Origin of the sequence: Stenotrophomonas sp. CFBP8994, assembly GCF_034044835.1 — a bacterium.
Taxonomy (GTDB): domain Bacteria; phylum Pseudomonadota; class Gammaproteobacteria; order Xanthomonadales; family Xanthomonadaceae; genus Stenotrophomonas; species Stenotrophomonas rhizophila_A.
This window is the reverse complement of sequence record NZ_JAXCWT010000007.1, coordinates 75,176-95,289: the sequence shown is the minus strand read 5'-3', so window position 1 is coordinate 95,289 and position 20,114 is coordinate 75,176. Positions and strand designations below refer to the sequence as shown.

At 67.4% G+C, this 20,114-nt stretch carries 16 protein-coding genes and 1 riboswitch; of the genes, 6 read left to right on the top strand and 10 right to left on the bottom strand.

Annotation, left to right across the window (positions count from 1 at the left end; translation table 11 throughout):
- Window positions 1–46: 46 nt before the first annotated feature.
- Window positions 47–874 carry a methylenetetrahydrofolate reductase [NAD(P)H] gene (gene metF / locus SOM39_RS17790; protein ID WP_320459147.1) on the bottom strand — a complete coding sequence of 276 codons (828 nt, stop codon included), beginning with the start codon at window positions 872–874 and terminating at the stop codon, window positions 47–49.
- 120 nt (window positions 875–994) lie between these two features.
- Between metF and SOM39_RS17785 the strand changes: the two genes are divergently transcribed.
- Window positions 995–1,873 carry a TIGR01777 family oxidoreductase gene (locus tag SOM39_RS17785; protein WP_320459133.1) on the top strand — a complete coding sequence of 293 codons (879 nt, stop codon included), beginning with the start codon at window positions 995–997 and terminating at the stop codon, window positions 1,871–1,873.
- A gap of 40 nt (window positions 1,874–1,913) precedes the next feature.
- Window positions 1,914–2,471, top strand: a complete 558-nt coding sequence (locus tag SOM39_RS17780) for a DUF3228 family protein (RefSeq protein WP_068849262.1) — start codon at window positions 1,914–1,916, stop codon at window positions 2,469–2,471.
- 2 nt (window positions 2,472–2,473) lie between these two features.
- Here the strand turns inward: SOM39_RS17780 and ybaK are convergent, their stop codons facing one another.
- The 3 genes from ybaK to ahcY form a co-directional block, all read right to left on the bottom strand.
- Window positions 2,474–2,944 carry a Cys-tRNA(Pro) deacylase gene (gene ybaK / locus SOM39_RS17775; protein ID WP_320459132.1) on the bottom strand — a complete coding sequence of 157 codons (471 nt, stop codon included), beginning with the start codon at window positions 2,942–2,944 and terminating at the stop codon, window positions 2,474–2,476.
- Window positions 2,945–3,085: 141 nt separating this feature from the next.
- Window positions 3,086–3,613, bottom strand: coding sequence for a hypothetical protein (locus tag SOM39_RS17770; protein ID WP_320459131.1), 528 nt, complete (start codon window positions 3,611–3,613; stop codon window positions 3,086–3,088).
- A gap of 175 nt (window positions 3,614–3,788) precedes the next feature.
- Entirely contained in the window at window positions 3,789–5,234 is a 1,446-nt protein-coding gene (ahcY, locus tag SOM39_RS17765; protein ID WP_320459130.1) for an adenosylhomocysteinase, read from the bottom strand.
- A gap of 32 nt (window positions 5,235–5,266) precedes the next feature.
- Window positions 5,267–5,354: riboswitch (S-adenosyl-L-homocysteine riboswitch) on the bottom strand.
- Window positions 5,355–5,480: 126 nt separating this feature from the next.
- On the opposite strand from ahcY, the gene SOM39_RS17760 reads away from it, so the two are divergent.
- Both SOM39_RS17760 and ppc read left to right on the top strand, forming a co-directional pair.
- Window positions 5,481–8,003, top strand: coding sequence for a S9 family peptidase (locus SOM39_RS17760; protein WP_320459129.1), 2,523 nt, complete (start codon window positions 5,481–5,483; stop codon window positions 8,001–8,003).
- Window positions 8,004–8,127: 124 nt separating this feature from the next.
- Window positions 8,128–10,836, top strand: coding sequence for a phosphoenolpyruvate carboxylase (gene ppc, locus SOM39_RS17755; RefSeq protein WP_320459128.1), 2,709 nt, complete (start codon window positions 8,128–8,130; stop codon window positions 10,834–10,836).
- 70 nt (window positions 10,837–10,906) lie between these two features.
- Here ppc and SOM39_RS17750 read toward each other — a convergent pair whose 3' ends face one another.
- On the bottom strand, window positions 10,907–11,410 hold the full coding sequence (locus SOM39_RS17750; protein WP_068849281.1) for an acyl-CoA thioesterase: 504 nt from the start codon (window positions 11,408–11,410) through the stop codon (window positions 10,907–10,909).
- A gap of 71 nt (window positions 11,411–11,481) precedes the next feature.
- A complete protein-coding gene (gene metK, locus SOM39_RS17745) occupies window positions 11,482–12,693 on the bottom strand; it encodes a methionine adenosyltransferase (protein ID WP_068849283.1) in 1,212 nt (403 codons plus the stop codon).
- Between the two features lie 392 nt (window positions 12,694–13,085).
- Between metK and SOM39_RS17740 the strand changes: the two genes are divergently transcribed.
- Window positions 13,086–14,129, top strand: coding sequence for a metal-dependent hydrolase (locus tag SOM39_RS17740; RefSeq protein WP_320459127.1), 1,044 nt, complete (start codon window positions 13,086–13,088; stop codon window positions 14,127–14,129).
- Window positions 14,130–14,230: 101 nt separating this feature from the next.
- Here SOM39_RS17740 and SOM39_RS17735 read toward each other — a convergent pair whose 3' ends face one another.
- From SOM39_RS17735 to SOM39_RS17720, 4 genes are all read right to left on the bottom strand, one after another.
- Window positions 14,231–15,055: a methyltransferase domain-containing protein gene (locus tag SOM39_RS17735; RefSeq protein ID WP_068849287.1), complete on the bottom strand. Its 825-nt coding sequence runs from the start codon at window positions 15,053–15,055 to the stop codon at window positions 14,231–14,233.
- Window positions 15,056–15,074: 19 nt separating this feature from the next.
- Window positions 15,075–16,067 (bottom strand): tRNA dihydrouridine synthase DusB, encoded by a 993-nt coding sequence (dusB, locus tag SOM39_RS17730; RefSeq protein ID WP_093536202.1) that lies wholly within the window; start codon window positions 16,065–16,067, stop codon window positions 15,075–15,077.
- A 427-nt stretch (window positions 16,068–16,494) separates the two neighbouring features.
- Window positions 16,495–17,451: a ribokinase gene (locus SOM39_RS17725; protein ID WP_093536055.1), complete on the bottom strand. Its 957-nt coding sequence runs from the start codon at window positions 17,449–17,451 to the stop codon at window positions 16,495–16,497.
- 25 nt (window positions 17,452–17,476) lie between these two features.
- A complete protein-coding gene (locus SOM39_RS17720; protein WP_068849291.1) occupies window positions 17,477–18,775 on the bottom strand; it encodes a NupC/NupG family nucleoside CNT transporter in 1,299 nt (432 codons plus the stop codon).
- Window positions 18,776–18,978: 203 nt separating this feature from the next.
- Between SOM39_RS17720 and SOM39_RS17715 the strand changes: the two genes are divergently transcribed.
- Window positions 18,979–19,953: an aldo/keto reductase gene (locus tag SOM39_RS17715; RefSeq protein ID WP_320459126.1), complete on the top strand. Its 975-nt coding sequence runs from the start codon at window positions 18,979–18,981 to the stop codon at window positions 19,951–19,953.
- Window positions 19,954–20,114 lie beyond the last annotated feature (161 nt).

The following is a 20,114-nucleotide window of genomic DNA, read 5'->3' as shown; positions in this document are numbered from 1 at the left end:
GGGTAGCGGGACGCGCGTTATCTGCAAGCAATGGCGTGCGCGATGTTCAGCGGCCCAGCAGCTTCAATACCTGGGTGGTGGGCTTGGCCAGGTTGAGGGTGTAGAAATGCAGGCCCGGTGCGCCACCGGCCACCAGCCGCTCGCACAGCTGGGCGACCACTTCGGCACCGAAGGCGCGCACCGCATCGGCGTCGTCGCCGTAGGCCTGCATGCGCTTGCCGATCCAGCGCGGGATCTCGGCACCGCACTGTTCGGAAAAGCGGCGCAGCTGGCTGAAGTTGGAGATCGGCATGATGCCCGGCACGATCGGGACCTGCACGCCCAGCTTGCGCACCGCGTCCACGAAGTGGAAATAGGCGTCGGCATTGAAGAAGTACTGGGTGATGGCCGCATCGGCACCGGCGTCGATCTTGGCCTTGAAGTACCTCAGGTCGCGCAGCGCGTCGTCCGATTGCGGGTGCGTTTCCGGGTAGGCGCCGACCTCGATGTGGAACGCGTCGCCGTGCTCGGTGCGGATGAAGGCGATCAGTTCCGACGCGTAGCGCAGGTCGCCGGGATGGCCCATGCCCGAGGGCAGGTCGCCGCGCAGCGCCACGATCCGCCTGCAGCCGATGGCCCGGTACAGCTTGAGCAGTTCGCGGATCTCCTCGCGGCTGCCGCCCACGCAGGACAGGTGCGGCGCGGCCTCGAAGCCGTGGTGCTGCTTGAGGTGTCGCACCGTTTCGGAGGTGTAGCTCAGGGTCGAGCCGCCGGCGCCGAACGTGCAGGACACGTATTCCGGCGCGTACGCCTTGAGCTTGGCCGCGGTACGGTCAAGCTGGGCGCGCTGGTCGTCGGTCTTGGGTGGGTAGAACTCGAAGCTGAGGGCGGTCATGGGCGGCGGCGGCAGCGGATGTGGGTCCATCATATCGCTTCATCGCGATGAATGTAAAAGGTGGCGGGCGTTGCGTTTACACCTTGGCGGGTAAAGTGGCCTTCCCCAAGGAGAGCACGCATGGACATCCTGATCACCGGCGGCACCGGCTTCATCGGCCAGCGCCTGTGCCAGCGGCTGCTGGCGGCCGGGCACCGGGTCACGGTGCTGACCCGCAGCCCGGGTCGGCCCGGCCAAGCCGGGGTGCAGTACGTCGGTGCACTGGGCGATGTGGGCCCGGTCCATGCGGTGGTGAACCTGGCGGGTGAACCGCTGGTGGAAGGCCGCTGGAACCCGGCGCGCAAGCAGGCCATGCTGGAGTCACGCATCGGCACCACCCGGGCCCTGCTGGACTGGATGCGCGGGTTGCCGACCCGCCCGCAGGTGCTGGTGTCCGGCTCGGCGATCGGCTACTACGGGCCGCGTGATGCCACCCCGCTGGATGAAGCGGCCTCGCCGGGGCATGACTTCGCCGCCATGCTGTGCCGGCGGTGGGAGGCCGAGGCGCTGAAGGCCGAAGACCTGGGCGTGCGCACCTGCCTGCTGCGCACCGGCATCGTGCTCGACCGCGAGGGCGGTGCGCTGGCGCGCATGCTGCCGCCGTTCCGGATCGGCGCGGGTGGGCCGATGGGCGATGGCATGCAGTGGATGAGCTGGATCCATCGCGACGACCTGGTGGGGCTGATCCTGTGGCTGCTGGCCGATCCCGAAACACGTGGCGCCTGCAACGGCACCGCGCCGGCGGCGGTCACCAATGCGGAATTCGCCCGCACCCTGGCGCATGTGCTGAAGCGGCCAGCGTGGGTGCGGACGCCGGCATTCGCATTGAAACTGGCCTTCGGCGAGATGGCGGGCCTGCTGCTGACCGGGCAGAACGTGGTGCCGTCGCGCGCGCTGCAGGAAGGCTACCGGTTCCGCTACCCGACCCTGGAAAAGGCGCTGCGCGCGATCCTCGACTGAGGCCGGTTACCCTGTGCACCTGTCTCCAGCTGCGTACGCCATGTCGATTGTCCTCACCGAATTCGCCCGTCCCCGTCTGTTCCCGCGCGTGCCCCGTGGCAACACCATCCAGGACTGCACCGCCGAGCAGTTCCAGGCGCACCTCAACGCGCACGCGCCGTTCAAGGTGCTCGATGGCTACGCGCCGTTCTGCAAGCTGTTCGTGTATGAGAACTGGACGTCCACGCGCTGCCTGACTGTGCCGGTCACCGATGCCAACCGCCACCAGCTGCGCAGCGCCTATGAGGCGCGCAACCGCGACGAACTGCCGGTGCTGGTGCGCTGGTTCGAGGGCGTGCAGTCGCCGCGCGCGAACTACCTGGTGGTCATCCTGTACAGCGCCGAACAACTGGCGAAGGAAGGCTCGCCGATCGAAGCGGACTGGGGCATCGTCGGCTGCATCTACACCGCCGAACCGGAAGAAGTGCCGATGGCGCCGATCACCATGATGCGCAATGCGCTGGGGGTGGAAGAGGGCGGCTCCGGTGTGCCGCTGGATCGTGAGGCTTACAAGCGCGCCGTGGCGTACTGGGAAAGCCACGCGAACTGGCGGCCGTAAGGTTACGGCCGACCGATACCCGCCATTTCTGCTTCGGTCAGCGCGACCAGATCGGCCGGCGCCAACGCCACCTCGAGCCCGCGTCGGCCGGCGCTGACGTGCATCACCGGCAGCGCCCGCGCGCTGGCATCGATGAAGGTGCGGTGCTTCTTCTTCTGGCCCAGCGGACTGATTCCGCCGACCAGGTAGCCGGTGGCGCGCTGTGCCGCGTCCACCGCCGCCATCTCGCACTTTCTACAGCCCGCCGCCTCGGCCAGCGCCTTCAGGTCCAGCGTGCCGCTGACCGGCACGATCGCCACCAGCAGCTCGTGCTTTTCGGTACTGGTCAGCAGGGTCTTGAACACCAGTGCGGGGTCCAGCCCCAGCTGCTCCGCCGCTTCGCCGCCATAGGAGGCGGCGTTGGCATCATGGTGGTAGGCAAGCACGCGGTGGGCGATACCGTGCTTCTTGAGCAGATTGATGGCCGGGGTCATGGTCATTGCAGCTGGCGTGGTCGCACTACCTTAGCGTGGGCGCGACCGCAGAATCTTGACCCGGACTATCGGGGGCGGTTCCAGGTAGGGGTCTATCCCGCTGCTGCCGGCACTGGGGCCGCCAGCAGCAGGAATGCAACCTCAACCCATGGGCGCGCAATCGACATGGTCGACCTTCCCGGCCCCGTACTTCGCTTCCGCCTTGGCTTTTGCCAAGCCATCGGCCACGTCACCGTTGCTGGCAGCGACCTGGAAGTAACCCTCCGCCTCGCCCTTGAGCACATTGCCGTCCGCATCGTGCACGGCACACCGGTAGTCCTTGGTTGCACCTGTCGCTGGGGCAGATGGAGCCGTTGGCGTCGGATCGGTTGTCGTGGCCGGTGCCGACGTTGCCGTGCTCGATGCCCCTGCCACCGCATCGCATTGGGCCTTGGTCAGCGTGACACTGTTCTTCTTGTAGCGCGTGGCGGCAGCCAGCGCACCGGCCTCTGCTGCCTTCAGGTCGGCCGCCTTGATGGCGTATTTCCCGTCCGCGTTGGAGCTCGCTTCCGGCGTTTTGCCATCTGCACCGGAAAACACCATGCACCGATAGTCGGCGGCGTGGACGGGGGACATGCAAGCGGCACCGCACAGCACCAGCAGTGCGGGAACTAGGAACTTGATATTCATGGAAATCTCCGGAATGCACCCAGATATTCCCCCGCGCGCTGATGATCCCGGCGCGGATGTGAAGCTCGCATGACGAAAACGGGCGCCCGAAGGCGCCCGTGGTATCTCGTAGTGCCGACTGTCAGTCGGCAACCGTCCGACCGGTAGTGCCGACTGTCAGTCGGCAACCGTCCGATCAGTAGCGGTAATGCTCCGGCTTGAACGGACCTTCCACCGGCACGCCGATGTAATCGGCCTGTTCCTTGGTGAGGGTGGTCAGCTTAACGCCGATCTTTTCCAGGTGCAGGCGCGCCACTTCCTCGTCCAGCTTCTTCGGCAGCAGGTACACCTTCTTCTCGTAGCTGTCCTTGTTCGCCCACAGGTCGATCTGCGCGAGCGTCTGGTTGGCGAACGAGTTGGACATCACGAAGCTCGGGTGGCCGGTGGCGCAGCCCAGGTTGACCAGGCGGCCTTCGGCCAGCAGGAAGATCGCGTTGCCGTTCGGGAACACGTACTTGTCCACCTGCGGCTTGATGTTGATGTGCTGCACGCCCGGGAAGCCCACCAGCGCATCGACCTGGATTTCGTTGTCGAAGTGGCCGATGTTGCAGACGATCGCCTGGTCCTTCATCGCGCTCAGGTGCTCGATGCGGATGATGTCCTTGTTGCCGGTGGTGGTGACATACAGGTCCGCACGGCCTAGGGTGGATTCGATGGTGTTGACCTCGAAGCCTTCCATCGCCGCCTGCAGCGCGCAGATCGGATCGATTTCGGTCACCACCACGCGCGCGCCGTAGGCACGCAGCGACGCGGCGCAGCCCTTGCCCACGTCACCGTAGCCGCAGACCACGGCGACCTTGCCGGCCAGCATCACGTCCATCGCGCGCTTGAGGCCATCGGCCAGCGACTCGCGGCAGCCGTACAGGTTGTCGAACTTGGACTTGGTGACCGAGTCGTTGACGTTGATCGCCGGGATCAGCAGGGTGCCGGCCTGGGCCAGCTGGTACAGGCGGTGCACGCCGGTGGTGGTTTCTTCCGAAACACCCTTCCAGTCCTTGACCACGCGGCCCCAGTAGCCCGGGCGTTCCTTGGCTACGCGCTTGAGCAGGTCCTTGATGACCTGTTCTTCGTGCGAGGCCGCCTTTTCGTCGACCCAGGTGCTGCCGTTTTCGAGCTCATAGCCCTTGTGGATCAGCAGGGTGACATCGCCACCGTCATCGACCACCAGTTCGGGGCCGGTCAGGGTGCCGTCGGGCAGGGTGAAGGTCAGCGCGTCCAGGGTGCAGTCCCAGTACTCTTCCAGCGACTCGCCCTTCCAGGCGAACACCGGGGTGCCCGACGCGGCGATCGCCGCAGCGGCATGGTCCTGGGTGGAGAAGATGTTGCACGAGGCCCAGCGCACGTCGGCGCCGATGTCCTTCAGCGTTTCGATGAGCACGGCGGTCTGGATGGTCATGTGCAGCGAGCCGGTCACGCGCACGCCCTTCAGCGGCAGGGTGGCGGCGTGCTTGCGGCGGATCGACATCAGGCCCGGCATTTCGTGCTCGGCGATATCCAGTTCCTTGCGGCCCCAGTCGGCCAGCGAGATATCGGCAATCTTGTAATCACCTTCGGTGGAGAAGGTCTTGGCAACAGCGTTCATGCAAAAGCTCCGGTAATGGACGAATGGCTCGTCTTCGCCGGGCGCCGTTGGAACCAGCCCTGCCACCGAGCCTGGCCGTGCGGAACAGGTCCGGCAGCGGTCGCAGCGCCCCTCGGTGGAGGGGATGCCCATTATATCCCGGCGCACCGCCCGGGCATGAATCGGCGCACGCCCCCAACCATCGGCAGGGGGGCAAATCGCGCCCCGCTGTTAAGGTCCAAGGTTTGCACAGGATGGGGTGGGAAGATGACAGGCACTGACCGTACGCGCCGCGCGCGCTGGAGCAGCCGGCTGATGGTGGGCATGGCCCTGCTGGCGGTGGCGCCACTGGCGCTGGCGGCAACGCCCACGGCCGGCAAAAGGGCGCCCCAAGCCACTGCGGCCCCGGCCGGGCAGGGTTACCAGCTGCCGTCGGCGGCGCTGCAGGCGGTGGCCAACGCCCCGCGGGCGCCCACCCTCAGCCTGTCGCCGCGCCGCGATATCGCCGCCCTGCTGCAGACCCCGCCGCTGCCTTCGATCAACGAGGTGGCCCAGCCCGAGCTGAAGCTGGCCGGCGTGCGGATCAACCCGGCCACGTATTCGGCCAGCACCTTCACCTTCGCCGACAAGCTGTGGCTGATGAACATCGCCGACGGCAAGGAGCGCCAGATCACCGGCCTGCCGCAGCCGCTGTCGGTGGCCTCGCTGGCGTGGTCGCCGGACCAGCAGTACCTGGCCTTCAACCAGGTGCATGCCGCCAGCGGTGCCAACGAGCTGTGGATCATCGATGTGGCCGGCGGCACCGCGCGCCGCCTGTTGGCCGACCTCAACACCGTGTTCGGCAGCGGCTACGACTGGCTGCCCGACAGCCGCGGGCTGGTGGTCACCCAGCAGGTCAAGGGTCAGGGCCCGGCGCCCGCCGCCGGTGGCATCCCGACCGGCCCGGCGATCCAGCAGACCCAGGCCGACGCCGGCGTGCGTGCGATCCGCACCTACCAGGACCTGCTCAGCAACGAAGCCGATGCGCGCCTGTTCGATCATTACGCCAGCTCGCAGCCGGTCCGCGTGGCACTCAATGGCGTGACCGCGCCGCTGTCCACCGCTGGCGTCTACCTGGACGTCAGCATCTCGCCCGACGGCCAGCATGTGCTGGCCCAGCGCGTGCAGCGTCCGTATTCCTACCTGGTGCCGGCCGATGATTTCCCGCGCCGCATCGAAGTGCTGTCCGCCGCCGATGGCCGGCTGCAGCACACCGTGGCCACCCTGCCGCTGGTGGAGGGCCTGCCCACCGGCAACGACGCGGTGCCGACCGGGGTGCGCGAGGTGAGTTGGCGCGCCGATGCGCCGGCCACGCTGGTCTGGGCCGAGGCGCAGGACGGCGGCGATCCGGCCCGCGATTCCAAGGTGCGCGATGCGGTGCTGATGCAGGCCGCGCCGTTCGAGGCGCCGCCAGTGACGCTGGCGCAGCTGGGCAGCCGCTATGCCGGTATCCAGTGGGGCCGGGGCGACCTGGCGCTGCTCAACGAGTCGTGGTGGAAATCCCGCGTGGTCAAGCAGTGGCGAATCGCGCCGGACCAGCTCGACCAGGCCCCGCAGCTACTGTCCGAGCGCTCATCGCAGGACCGCTACAACGATCCCGGCAAGCCGGCGCTGGTGCGCGATGTGAACGGGCGTTCGCGCCTGCAGATCACCGCCGATGGGCGCAGCATCTTCCTGATCGGCCAGGGTGCTTCGCCGGAAGGCGACCGACCGTTCGTGGACCGTTTCGACCTTGAGAGCCGCACCGCCACCCGTCTGTTCCATTCGCAGGCGCCGACCTATTCGCTGCCGCAGGCACTGCTCGACCAGGAAGGCACCTCGGTGCTGCTCACCCGCGAGTCGCCCGATACGCCGGCCAACTACTTCGTACAGTCGCTGGCCGATGCCACCGCCGCGCCGCGCGCGCTGACCCGCTTCGAGCATCCGCTGCCGCAGCTGCGCGGGGTGAGCAAGGAACAGATCCGCTACAAGCGCAACGACGGTGTCGACCTGACCGCGACGCTGATGCTGCCGCCGGGCTACAACGCCAGGAAGGACGGCCCGTTGCCGATGCTGATGTGGGCCTACCCGGGTGAGTTCAAGACCGCTGCGGCGGCCAGCCAGGTGACCGATTCGCCCTATCGTTTCAACGCCATCGGTTACTGGGGCCCGCAGGCGTTTTTGGCCAAGGGCTATGCGGTGCTGGTGAGTCCGTCGATGCCGATCATCGGCGAAGGCGACAAGGAACCCAACGACACCTACCTGCCCCAGCTGGTGGCCAACGCCGAAGCGGCGGTGGATGAAGTGGTGCGGCGAGGGGTGACCGACCGCGATCACATCGCCATTGGCGGGCATTCGTACGGGGCGTTCATGACCGCGAACCTGCTGGCGCATACGCGGCTGTTCAAGGCCGGTATCGCGCGCAGCGGTGCGTACAACCGCACGCTCACCCCGTTCGGGTTCCAGGCCGAGGAGCGCAACTTCTGGCAGGCGCAGGACGTGTACCTGAAGATGTCGCCGTTCAACTTCGCCGACAGGATCAAGGATCCGATCCTCTTCATCCACGGCGGGGACGACAACAACTCCGGTACGTTCCCGATCCAGAGCGAGCGCATGTTCGCGGCGGTGAAGGGGCTGGGCGGTACGGCGCGGCTGGTGATGCTGGCCAACGAGTCGCACCATTACCGCGCGCGTGAGTCGCTGATGACCATGCTGGCGGAAAGCGAGCGGTGGTTGGAGCAGACCATCGGGCCGGGCATGAAGATCAAATGATGCCGCGCCGGGCGTTGCCCGGCGGATGCAACACATGCAATTGAAACCATTTGCGCGGCAGGGATTGCCGCGCAATCTGGGTTAGGCTTGATGCGATTCCGTTCCCGAGGCCAGTGCGTCGCAGATGAACGAGTACCGCAGCAGCATCGTCTTTGCCAGCCCCGACATTCCCCTGCGTGACGACGTGCGCCGACTCGGCGCACTGGTAGGCGACCTGCTTGCCGAGCAGGTCTCCACGCAGTTCTTCGATGATGTGGAACAGGTGCGTACCCGCGCCATCGCGCGCCGTGAAAGCGAGGCGCCGCTGTCCGATCTCAACGATGCATTGACCGGGCTGCCGCCCGAACGCGCCGAAGCGATGGTGCGTGCGTTCAGCACCTACTTCCAGGTGGTCAACATCGCCGAGCGGGTGCACCGCATCCGTCGCCGTCGCGATTACCAGCGTGCAGGCACCGCGCCGCAGCCCGATGGCCTGCAGGACGCACTCCAGCAGCTCAAGGCGCAGGGCGTCACCCTGGAGGAGCTGGCCAGCTGGCTGCCGCGCATCGACATCGAGCCGGTGTTCACCGCGCACCCGACCGAAGCGGTGCGCCGCGCACTGCTGGAAAAAGAACAGCTGATGGTGGCCAGCCTGGTCGACAACCTCGACGGCCAGCGCACCCCAGGCGAAGCCGCGGCCGATGCGGCGCGCTTCCGCATGGCACTCACCGCGTCCTGGCAGACCACCGATTCCTCACCGGTGCGCCCCACCGTGGACGACGAGCGCGAACACGTCGGCTTCTACCTGGTGCAGGTGCTGTACCGGGTAATCCCGGTGCTGTACGAATCGCTGCAGCAGGCCCTGCTCGATACCTATGGCGACAGCGTGCCGCTGCCCCGGCTGCTGCGCTTCGGCACCTGGGTGGGCGGCGACATGGACGGCAACCCGAACGTGGATGCCGGCACCATCCGCAACACCCTCGATGCGCAGCGCCAGGCCGTGCTGGGCCGTTACCAGAAGGACCTGCTGCAGCTGGCCAGCCTGCTCAGCCAGTCCACCGAGCGGGTGGCGGTCAGTGACGCGCTGCAGGCCCGGGTGGCGCACTACCAGCAGCTGCTGCCGAAGGTGGTTTCGCGCCCGCGGCATGCCGACATGCCCTACCGCCTGCTCAACGACCGCATGCGCGCGCGGGTGCAGGCCACGCTGGAAGATACCGACGGCGCTTACGCCTCGCCGCAGGAGCTGGAGGAGGACATCACCCTCATCCTCGACAGCCTGCATGCCAACAAGGGCGACCACGCCGGTGGCTTCGCGGTGCGCCGGCTGTTGTGGCGGGTACGCACCTTCGGCTTCCATCTCGCGCGGCTGGACGTGCGCCAGGAGTCCAGCGTGCATGGGCGCGCGCTGGCCAGCGTACTGGACGGCCAGGACGCCTGGGACGCGGCCGACGCGATCGCGCGCGCGCAGCGGTTGGCGCCGTTCGCCAGCGGCGAGCAGGCACTGCCCGCCAGTACCGAAGAGGGCGGTCAACGCCTTGATGCGGTGTTCGCCGCGCTGGCCGATGCCCGCCGCCGCCACGGCGCCGATGCGTTGGGCAGCTACATCATTTCCATGGCGCATGACCGCAGCGATGTACTGGCCGTATTGGCGCTTGCGCGACGTGGCGGACTGGTGGACGACGCCGGTGCGGTGCCGCTGGACATCGCGCCGCTGTTCGAAACCGTGGACGACCTGCAGCGTGGCACGGACACGCTGCGCGACCTGCTGGCAGATCCGGTGTACCGTGCGCACCTGGCCGCGCGCGACGACGTGCAGATGGTGATGCTGGGCTATTCGGACAGCGGCAAGGATGGCGGCATCGCCGCCTCTCGCTGGGGCCTGCAGCGGGCCCAGGTGGAGCTGCTGGAGGTGGCCGCGGAGAGCGGTATCCGGCTGACCTTCTTCCATGGCCGTGGCGGCTCGATCAGCCGCGGTGGCGGCAAGACCACCGATGCGGTGGATGCATCACCGCGTGGCAGCATCGATGGCCGCCTGCGCGTGACCGAACAGGGCGAAGTGATCCACCGCAAGTACGGCATCCGCGCGCTGGCGTTGCGCTCGCTGGAGCAGTCCACCGGTGCGGTGCTGCGCTCCAGCCTGCGCCCGCGTGCACCCGAAGCGCGCGAGGCACAATGGCGCCCGGTGATGGACCTGGTCGCGCGGAAAAGCGCGGAGGCCTATCGGGCATTCGTCGGCCAGCCCGATTTCATGCAGTACTTCCGCCAGGCCACCCCGATCGACGTGATCGAGCGGATGACGCTGGGCTCCCGGCCGTCGCGGCGGCTCGGCCAGGATGCGGCGCTGACCAACCTGCGCGCGATTCCGTGGGTGTTCGCCTGGAGCCAGGCGCGTGCGGTGATTCCGGGCTGGTATGGCGTGGGCAGCGGACTGCAGGCGGCGATCGATGCCGGGCATGCGGATACGCTGCAGGAGATGGCGCGCGACTGGCCGTTCTTCAGCACCTTCCTGGACGATATCGCGATGGTGCTGTCCAAGGGCGACATCACCATCGCCGAGCAGTTCTCGCAGCTGGCCGGACCGCTGCACGACCGGTTCTTCCCGCAGATCCAGCACGAACTGGCGCTCACCGGCAGGCAGATCCTGGCCATCACCGGGCAGGACGAACTGCTGCAGCACGACCAGCGCCTGGCGCTGTCGATCCGCCTGCGCAATCCCTACATCGACCCGATCAGCGTGCTGCAGGTGGACCTGCTGCGGCGCTGGCGCGACAGCGGCGGCGAGGATGACGAAGTGCTGCGCGCGTTGGTGGCGTGCGTCAACGGCGTCTCCCAGGGCGTCCAGAACACCGGCTGATGCACGTATCGACCGTTGGTCGTGACGCCCGCAACGCCCCGCGGTAGGTCACGACCGTTGGTCGTGACGCTTACTCGGGCGACGGCGGATTGGACGCCAGCAACTCACGCTGGCGCTGCTCCATCTCCGCGCGCAGCTGCCGGCGCAGCAGCGCGGCGGCCTGGCGGCGGCGCTGGTCGCTCGTTTCCAGCTGCAACGGCGGTACCGGGGTCGGCTTGCCGTCGTCATCGACGGCCACCATGGTGAAGAAGCAGCTGTTGGCGTGGCGGACGCTGCGCTTGAGGATATCCTCGGCCACCACTTTCACCCCGACTTCCATCGACGAAGTGCCGGTGTAATTCACCGAGGCCAGGAAGGTGACCAGTTCGCCCACCGCGATCGGTTCGCGGAACGTCACCTGGTCCACCGACAGGGTGACCACGTAGCGACCGGCATAGCGGCTGGCGCAGGCATAGGCGACCTGGTCGAGCAGGCGCAGGATCGCCCCGCCATGGACCTTGCCGGAGAAATTGGCCATCTCCGGCGACATCAGCACGGTCATGGTCAGCTGGTGGGATTTGATATCGGTAGGCATGCAGGGATTGTAACGACGAAGGGCCCCATTCCCGGGGCGTCGGGTGCACAAGCTGCGGGGGCGGGGGGGCCTTATTTCAGCTTCGCATCGGCGCGCAGGGCGGCGGCGCGGTCGGTCTTCTCCCAGGAGAAGGCCGTTGCGTTCACCGTTTCACCGGCAGCGTTGAGGTAGCTGAAGTCCTTCGGCTTGCGGCCGAAGTGACCGTAGGCCGCCGTCTGCTGGTACATCGGGTGGATCAGGTCCAGCATCTTGATGATGCCGTACGGGCGCAGGTCGAAGTGCTTGCGGATCAGCTTTTCGATCTTGTCATCGCTGATCTTGCCGGTGCCGAAGGTGGTGACCGAAATCGAGGTCGGCTCGGCCACGCCGATGGCGTAGGAGACCTGCACTTCGCAACGGTCGGCCAGGCCGGCGGCCACGACGTTCTTGGCCACGTAACGGGCCGCGTAAGCTGCCGAACGATCGACCTTGGACGGATCCTTGCCCGAGAACGCGCCACCACCGTGACGGGCCCAGCCGCCGTAGGTGTCGACGATGATCTTGCGGCCGGTCAGGCCGCAGTCGCCCACCGGGCCGCCGATCTCGAACTTGCCGGTCGGGTTGATGTGGAACTTGGTGCCCTTGTGCAGCCACTTGGCCGGCAGCACCGGCTTGATGATCTCTTCGCGGACGGCCTCGATGAGGTCCTTCTGCTTGATGCCCGGGGCATGCTGGGTCGACAGCACCACGGCGTCGATGGCGGACACTTCGCCGTTTTCATAGCGCAGGGTGACCTGGCTCTTGGCGTCCGGGCGCAGCCACGACAGCGGCGAGTTCTTCTTCTTGCGGATCTTGGCCTGCTGTTCGACCAGGCGGTGCGACAGGTGGATCGCGGCCGGCATGTAGCTGTCGGTCTCGTTGGTGGCATAGCCGAACATCAGGCCCTGGTCGCCAGCGCCCATTTCTTCGGGCTTCTTGCGGTCCACGCCCTGGGCGATGTGCGGCGACTGCTTGCCGATCAGGTTCAGCACGCCACAGGTGGCGCCGTCGAAGCCGACGTCGGAGCTGTCATAGCCGATGTCCAGGATCACCTTGCGGGTCACCGCTTCCAGGTCGATCCAGGCGGAGGTGGTGATTTCACCGGCCACGATCGCCACGCCGGTCTTGACCATGGTTTCGCAGGCCACGCGGGCGCGCTGGTCCTGGGCAAGGATCGCGTCCAGCACCGCATCGGAGATCTGGTCGGCAATCTTGTCCGGATGGCCTTCGGAGACCGATTCGGAGGTGAACAGGTAGCTGGACATCAGGCGTAATATCCTTTGATTCGGATGGAAAGATGGGCGCGAATGATACACGGCAAGTCGCGCCATTGCATTGTGGCCCAGCGGGGGTTGCCCGTGGTTAAGCCGGCGTGCCCACCGTGAAAGGCCGCCGCAGCGCGATTGACCCCCAGCCTCGGGGCCCAGTGTTCCACCAGCGTGACAACGCCGCCCAGCCCGCGCAACCCCCAACCCCGAACCCGCGCGACCCTGAACCCGGGCGGCCCCAACCCGCGCGACCCCCAACCCGTGCGACCCCGGATCGTAGTGACACGCCATGCGTGTCAAAGCCATGACCCTGCGCACGGAACCCGCCATGCGTGTCAAAGCCATGCCCCCACGCACGTAAACGCGCGGACGTCCCGTACCATCGCCGGATGGATTCCCTAAGCCAGATAGTCTTGGGCGGCGCCGTAGCCGCCGCCATCGCCCCTGCCGGCCACCGCCGCGCCGCGCTGCTTGCCGGCGCCGCGCTGGGCACCCTGCCGGACCTGGATGCCCTGCTGCTGGCCTTCACCGCCACCGACCCGGTGGCGCTGATGACCGAGCACCGCAGCTACAGCCACTCGCTGCTGGTGCTGCCGTGGGTGGCGCTGTTGATCTGGTGGGGTTTCAAACGCTTTGGCCACGGCCGGGTGGCGCAGGCACCCGCGCGCTGGTTCTGGGCGATCCTGCTGGCGCTGATCACCCATCCCCTCCTCGATGCGTTCACGGTGTACGGCACCCAGCTGTGGTGGCCGTTCACCCCGCCGCCGACGATGTGGTCCAGCGTCTTCATCATCGACCCGCTGTACACGGTGTGGTTGCTGCTGGGCTGCGCGGTGGCATGGTTTGCGCGCAGCCGCCCCTTGGCGCAGAAGGCGCTGCTGGCGGGGCTGGTGCTGAGCACCGGTTACCTGGGCTGGTCGCTGCTGGCCAAGCACCAGGTCGACCGCGAAGCCGACCGTGCGCTGGCGGCGATGGGGCTGGGCGATGCACCCCGGTTCTCGGTCGCCACGCCGTTCAACACGCTGCTGTGGCAGGTGGTGGCGATGACGCCCAGCGGCTATGTGATCGGCGAGCGTTCGCTGGCGGCCGACAGGGGCCCGATGACGTTCCGCGGCTTCCCCTCGAACGTGCAGGCGCTGCGCCAGGCTGCGCACATTCCCGCCGTTGCCCGATTGAACTGGTTCAACCGCGGCTTCATGCGCGCGCAGGTGGTCGATGGCCAGCTGCAGCTGAGTGACCTGCGCATGGGGCTGGAACCGGATTACACCTTCACCTTCGCGGTGGCACGTGCGGAGGGCGAGCGTTGGGTGGCGATCCCGCCCGAGCAGCTGCGCCCGGCGTACGACGGCGAGCAGGGCCGGGCGCGCGCCAAGCGCCGCCTCGGGGCGATGTGGCAACGCATCTGGCACGCCCCGCAGACGCCGGGCCGGTAAGCCCACGGGTAGAGCCGACTGTCAGTCGGCTGCGCGCAGCGCGCCGGCGAGCAGCCGACTGACAGTCGGCTCTACCACCGTCAGCAGTACCCGCCACTCTTTCAGTAAACGGTGGCGCGGGCCTGCACGAACGAGAAGAAGAACACGGCGTTGGGGTCGTTCTGCACCAGGCTGAACTCGCGGCGCATGCCGTCGACGGTTTCCTGGTCGACCAGGCCGGCTTCCAGCAGCGGATCGGCGGCCGACAGCAGCAGCTGTTCCCAGAAGGCGATCATGGTCTTGCGCCGGGCCGGTTCGCGGTTGTCCAGGTGGATGGTCTTGATCTCGGTGTGGACGTCGCGGAAGCCGCCGGCCAGCAGCAGGTTGCCGAGCTTGGCGCCGACGAACGGGTCGCCGCCGTGGTCGTACTGGAAGTCGTTGAAGGCCATCCAGTAGCGCCAGATGTGCGGCGAGTACGGGTCGAGCAGGAACGAGGCGTTCATCACTTCGGTGACGTAGACGGGCGAGCCGGGCACCAGCACGCGGCGCACTTCGTTGAGCACGCGGGCCGGCGAGGGCACGTGTTCGAGCACCCAGCACAGGAACGCGGAATCGAACTCGCGCGCGCCGAACGGCAGGTTGCCGGCGTCGGCCTGCAGCAGGGTGTAGCGCTCGCTGCACCACGGGGTTTTCTCGAGGTTCTGGCGGGCGGTGGCCAGCTGGGTTTCGCTGAGGTCCACGCCGGTGACGTGCAGTTCGGGGAAGCGGCGCAGCAGGATTTCGGTCTGCGCGCCAACGCCGCTGCCGACTTCAAGCAGGCGCTGGGCGCCGCTGTAGTCGATGTTGTTGAAGATGGACGATTCCAGCAGGCGGGCCTGGGTGACCAGGCGATGCTGTTCGGTGCTGGAGAAGCCGTGCAGGTAGGTGGGGGCGGCAATCGGGGTCATGGCGGTCACTTGGGGTGGATCAGGCCGCGGAGGACAGCGGTTCGCCGGCGGCCAGTGCGGTGAAGTAGTCGGTGGTCAGGGCGATCTGGCCTGCAGCGTCTTCGGCGCGGTTGACGACGGCGCGGAAGGCGGCATTCTCGGGGCGGTCCTTGGCGTACCAGCCAAGGTGCTTGCGGGCGATGCGCACGCCCTGGGGTTCGCCGTAGAAGTCGTGCAGGGCATGCAGGTGGCCGAGCAGGATGTCGCGCACTTCGTGCAGGCTGGGCGGCGGCAGCAGGGTGCCGGTGGCGAGGTAGTGGGCGACTTCGCGGAAAATCCAGGGGCGGCCCTGTGCGGCGCGGCCGATCATGACGGCGTCGACGCCGGTCTGGGCGAGCACGTGGGCGGCTTTCTGCGGGGAGTCGATGTCGCCGTTGGCGATCACGGGGATGCGCAGGGCGGCCTTGATGGCGGCGATGGTCTCGTATTCGGCGCTGCCGGTGTAATGCTGGTCGCGGGTGCGGCCATGCACGGCGAGTGCGGCGATGCCGCTGTCTTCGGCGATGTGGGCGATGCGGGGGCCGTTGCGGTGGTCGCAGTCCCAGCCGGTGCGGATCTTGAGGGTGACGGGAACATCGACGGCGCCGACGACGGCGCTGAGGATGCGGGCGACGAGGTCTTCGTCGCGCATCAGGGCGGAGCCGGCCCAGGCGTTGCAGACTTTCTTGGCGGGGCAGCCCATGTTGATGTCGATGATCTGGGCGCCGTGGTCGACGTTGTAGCGGGCGGCGTCGGCGAGCTGCTGGGGTTCGGTGCCGGCGATCTGGACGCTGATGGGGTCGGGTTCGCCGGCATGGTCCATGCGGTGGATGGATTTGCGGGTGGTCCAGAAGCGCGGATCGGAGATGGTCATTTCAGACGCAGCCAGACCCGCGCCCAGGCGCTTGCACAGCAGCCGGAACGGTTTGTCGGTGACGCCGGCCATGGGGGCGAGCACCACATTGGGCTGGATGTTGTAGGGACCAATCTGCATGCGGGCATTGTAGTGCCGGCCCATGGCCGGCAACCAAGCAGACCCCTGCGATCCGGCCCCACATTCAGGCCGATCCGGAAGGCCCTGATGCCGTACGGGCATGAGCAGATGCTTGACGGTTGCTTCCTGCGCCCCCATGGCTGCGGGATGGTTGGGGGTTGCCTGTGGCAAAAAGCAGGATCAAGGTCAACGGCGTCGGCTCTGCCGGGTCCCACGGCTTGGCAGGTCGGGGTGGGTTTGCGGGGGACGCCGTAAACCCATCCATGGGGGCTTGGTCGCGGCATCCATGCCGCTCACACCCCCGCAAACCCACCCCGACCTGCCTTTGAGACATTGTCGGTGACGGTACGAACGTCAAATGCAGAGGCAAAAAAAACCGGCGCCTTGGCGCCGGTTTTGGTAGGGCACGACCGTTGGTCGTGCTGCTTTATGCGTCTGCCGGCGTGTAATGCGGCATGGCTACGGCGGCGCCTTCCTTTTCGGTGGAGCGGCCGGCGAACTGGTTGGCGAAGCGGACGTGGCGGGCGAAGGCGGCATCCGGGTCCTGGGCCAGGGAGGCGACCAGGGCGCCGTTGAAGGCGTCGCCGGCGCCGGTGGTGTCGAGCACCTGGACCTGTTCGGCGCCTACGCGGTAGTAGGGCTGGGTGTCGCCGCGCAGGTTCTCTTCGGCGTGCGAGACGAACACGCCGACGGCGCCGAGGGTGACCACGACGGTACCGTTGCCGACCAGCTTGCGGCACAGGGCGTGCAGGCTGGCGCCGTCGAGGGCGGCAACGTCGTCGGCGTCGACGCGTTCGCCGACATGGCGGCCGAGCAGGGCGGCGAATTCGGTTTCGTTGGGGGTCAGCACGTCGGCAAGCTTGAGCAGGCCGATGCTGGAGGGCGCGTCGGCCGGGGCGGCGTTGAGGACGGTGGTGGCACCGGCTTCGCGGGCGATGGCCAGGGCCGCTTCGATGGTTTCGACCGGGGATTCGAGCTGGGCCAGCACGACCTTGGCGCCGGCCAGCAGTGCGCGCTGCTGGTCGATGTAGGCGGTGCTGAGCGCGGCGTTGGCGCCGGGGCCGATCACGATGGTGTTGCGGCCGCGGCTGTCGACGTAGATGCCGCCGGTGCCGGTGGGCTCGGTGCTGGCTTCGGCGCTCAGGGCGAAGCCGTCCTGTTCGGCCAGGCCACGGGCCATGGCGCCGCCGGCGTCATCGCCGAGGGCGCACAGGAACGTGGTCGGGGCGCCGGCACGGCGGGCGGCCACGGCCTGGTTGAAACCCTTGCCGCCGGGGCCGGTGCTGTAGCGGCCGGCGATGGTCGCACCCGGGGCCGGGAGCGATTCGCAACGCCACACATGATCCACGTTGAAGGAACCGACAACGACGACACTGCTACTCATAAAGACTGTTTCTCGGGAACGGATATCAGCTGAAATGCGTCAGCACGCCGGCGATGGTCGCCGTCATGAAGGTGGCAATGGTACCGCCCAGCACGGCCCGCAGGCCGAACTTGGCCAGGTCGTGGCGGCGTTCCGGTGCCAGCCCACCAATACCACCGATCTGGATGGCGATCGAGCTGAAATTGGCGAAACCGCACAGGGCGTAGGTGGCGATCAGGCGGCCTTCAGCCGACAGCGACACGCCGGGGACCTGGCCGTTGACGATTTCGGACAGCTTGGAATAGGCGACGAACTCGTTGATGACCACTTTCTGGCCGATCAGCGAGCCAACGGTGGTGGCATCGGCCCACGGGGTGCCGATCACCCAGGCGATCGGGGCCAGCAGGTAGCCGAAGATGGTCGACAGGTCGGTCGGGCGGCCGATCATGGCCTGCAGGCCGGTGATTTCGCCGAACCAGGTCAGCGGGGCGTTGAGCAGGGCGATCAGGGCGATGAAGGCAAGCAGCATGGCGCCGATGTTCAGGGCCAGCTTGAGGCCGTCGCCAGCGCCTGCGGCGGCGGCGTCGATGATGTTGCTGGAGGTCTTCTCCACTTCCATCTTGACGGTGCCACGGGTCAGCGGGGTGCCGGTTTCGGGCACCAGCAGCTTGGCCACCACCAGGGTGGCCGGGGCGGCCATGATGCTGGCGGCCAGCAGGTGCTTGGCGTAGAACGCCTGCTGCACCGGGTCGTTGCCGCCCAGCATGCCGACGTAGGCGGCGAGCACGCCGCCGGCGATGTGCGCCATGCCGCCGATCATCATGGTGATCAGCTCGGACTGGGTCATCTTGGCGATGTACGGGCGCACGGTCAGCGGCGCTTCGGTCTGGCCGATGAACACGCTGGCGCAGACGCTGGTGGTTTCGGCGCCGGACACGCGCATCACCTTGGTGATCGCCCAGGCCATGCCGCGCACGATCAGCTGCATCACGTTGAGGTGGTACATGACCCCCATCAGCGCCGAGAAGAAGATGATCGTCGGCAGCACCTGGAAGGCGAAGATGAAGCCGAACTGGTTGGTGTCCATCAGGCTGCCGAAGATGAAGCGCGAGCCTTCGTTGACGAAGCTGAGCACCTTGACGAAGCCGTCGCCGAGCAGCGAGAACGCTTCGCGCCCACCGGGCATCAGCAGCACCACCGCGGCGAAGGCGATCTGCAGGGTGATACCGGTGATCACCAGCCGCCAGTCGACGGAACGCTTGTTGTTCGAGAACAGCCAGGCGATGCCGATCAGCACTGCCAACCCGAACAGGCCGAAGCCAATCCTGCCCAAACCTTCGACCATCAGACTTCCCCTAGGGCGCCGCGAAAAACGGGAAGCCTAGAGCAGCGGCAGGGGCGGGGCAAGGAAAAGCAGCGTGCGGGGGCCGATCGGCCGCGATCGGGCAAGTATCCACAGGGGTTCGGGCCCGCCGGGCGATACACTGATGCGACTCATTCCGGCCGCGCCCCGGTGTCCTGGCGCAGCCATCCAGCAGGAGAAAACGCATGCACTACCGCCGCCTGGGCTCGTCCGGGCTGAAGCTGTCGGCCTTGTCCTTCGGGGCCTGGGTCACCTTCGGCGACCAGATCAGCCGTGACGAGGCCCGCAACCTGGTTGCCTGTGCCTGGGACCACGGGATCAACTTCTTCGACAACGCCGAGGGCTATGCGCGCGGCCGCGCCGAGCAGGTGATGGGCGATGTGATCGCCGACCTGCGCCTGCCCCGCGATGGGGTGTGCGTGTCCAGCAAGGTGTTCTTCGGCGCGGTGGACGAGCCCCGGCCGACCCAGCACGGCCTCTCGCGCAAGCACGTGACCGATGCCTGCCACGCCGCGCTCAAGCGCCTGCGGGTGGACTACCTGGACCTGTATTACTGCCACCGGCCGGATCCGGACACCCCGATCGCCGAGACCGTGCTGGCCATGGACACGCTGATCCGGCAGGGCAAAGTGCTGTACTGGGGTACGTCGGAGTGGTCGGCCGCGCAGATCCAGGAAGCGGTGGACGTGGCGCGCCGCCACCACTTGCACCTGCCGACGATGGAGCAGCCGCAGTACAACCTGCTGCACCGCGAACGGGTGGAGCGCGAGTACGCGCCGCTGTACGCCGACCCGGGGCTGGGCACCACGATCTTCTCGCCGCTGGCCTCGGGGCTGCTGAGCGGCAAGTACAACAGCGGGTTCGATCCGGATTCGCGGCTGGGCCAGGCCCAGATGGGTTGGCTCCGCGAGCTGGTGCTGGGCGATTCGGCCGAGGCCCGGCTGGACAAGGTGCGCGCCTACAGCGCGCTGGCTGCCGAGCTGGGCCAGTCGCCGGCGCAGCTGGCCATCGCCTGGTGCCTGCGCAACCCGAACGTCTCCAGCGTGATTCTCGGCGCCAGCCGGGTCAGCCAGCTGGAGGAGAACCTGGGCGCCTTCGAGGTGCTGGAGCAGGTGGCCGAAGCGGACTGGAGCAGGGTGGAGGCGGTCTTCGCGCCCTGACCTGACGGCCGGTAGAGCCACGCCCTGCGTGGCTCCGAGGTGCCTGATGCCCACGTACAGCCAAGCAGGGAAGGGCCCTGCCGATAGGCAGCATCAATCGATTTCCAAAAATCGATCATTAATTTCATCAATCAACATGAGAATGGTTGTTGATTGTGAAC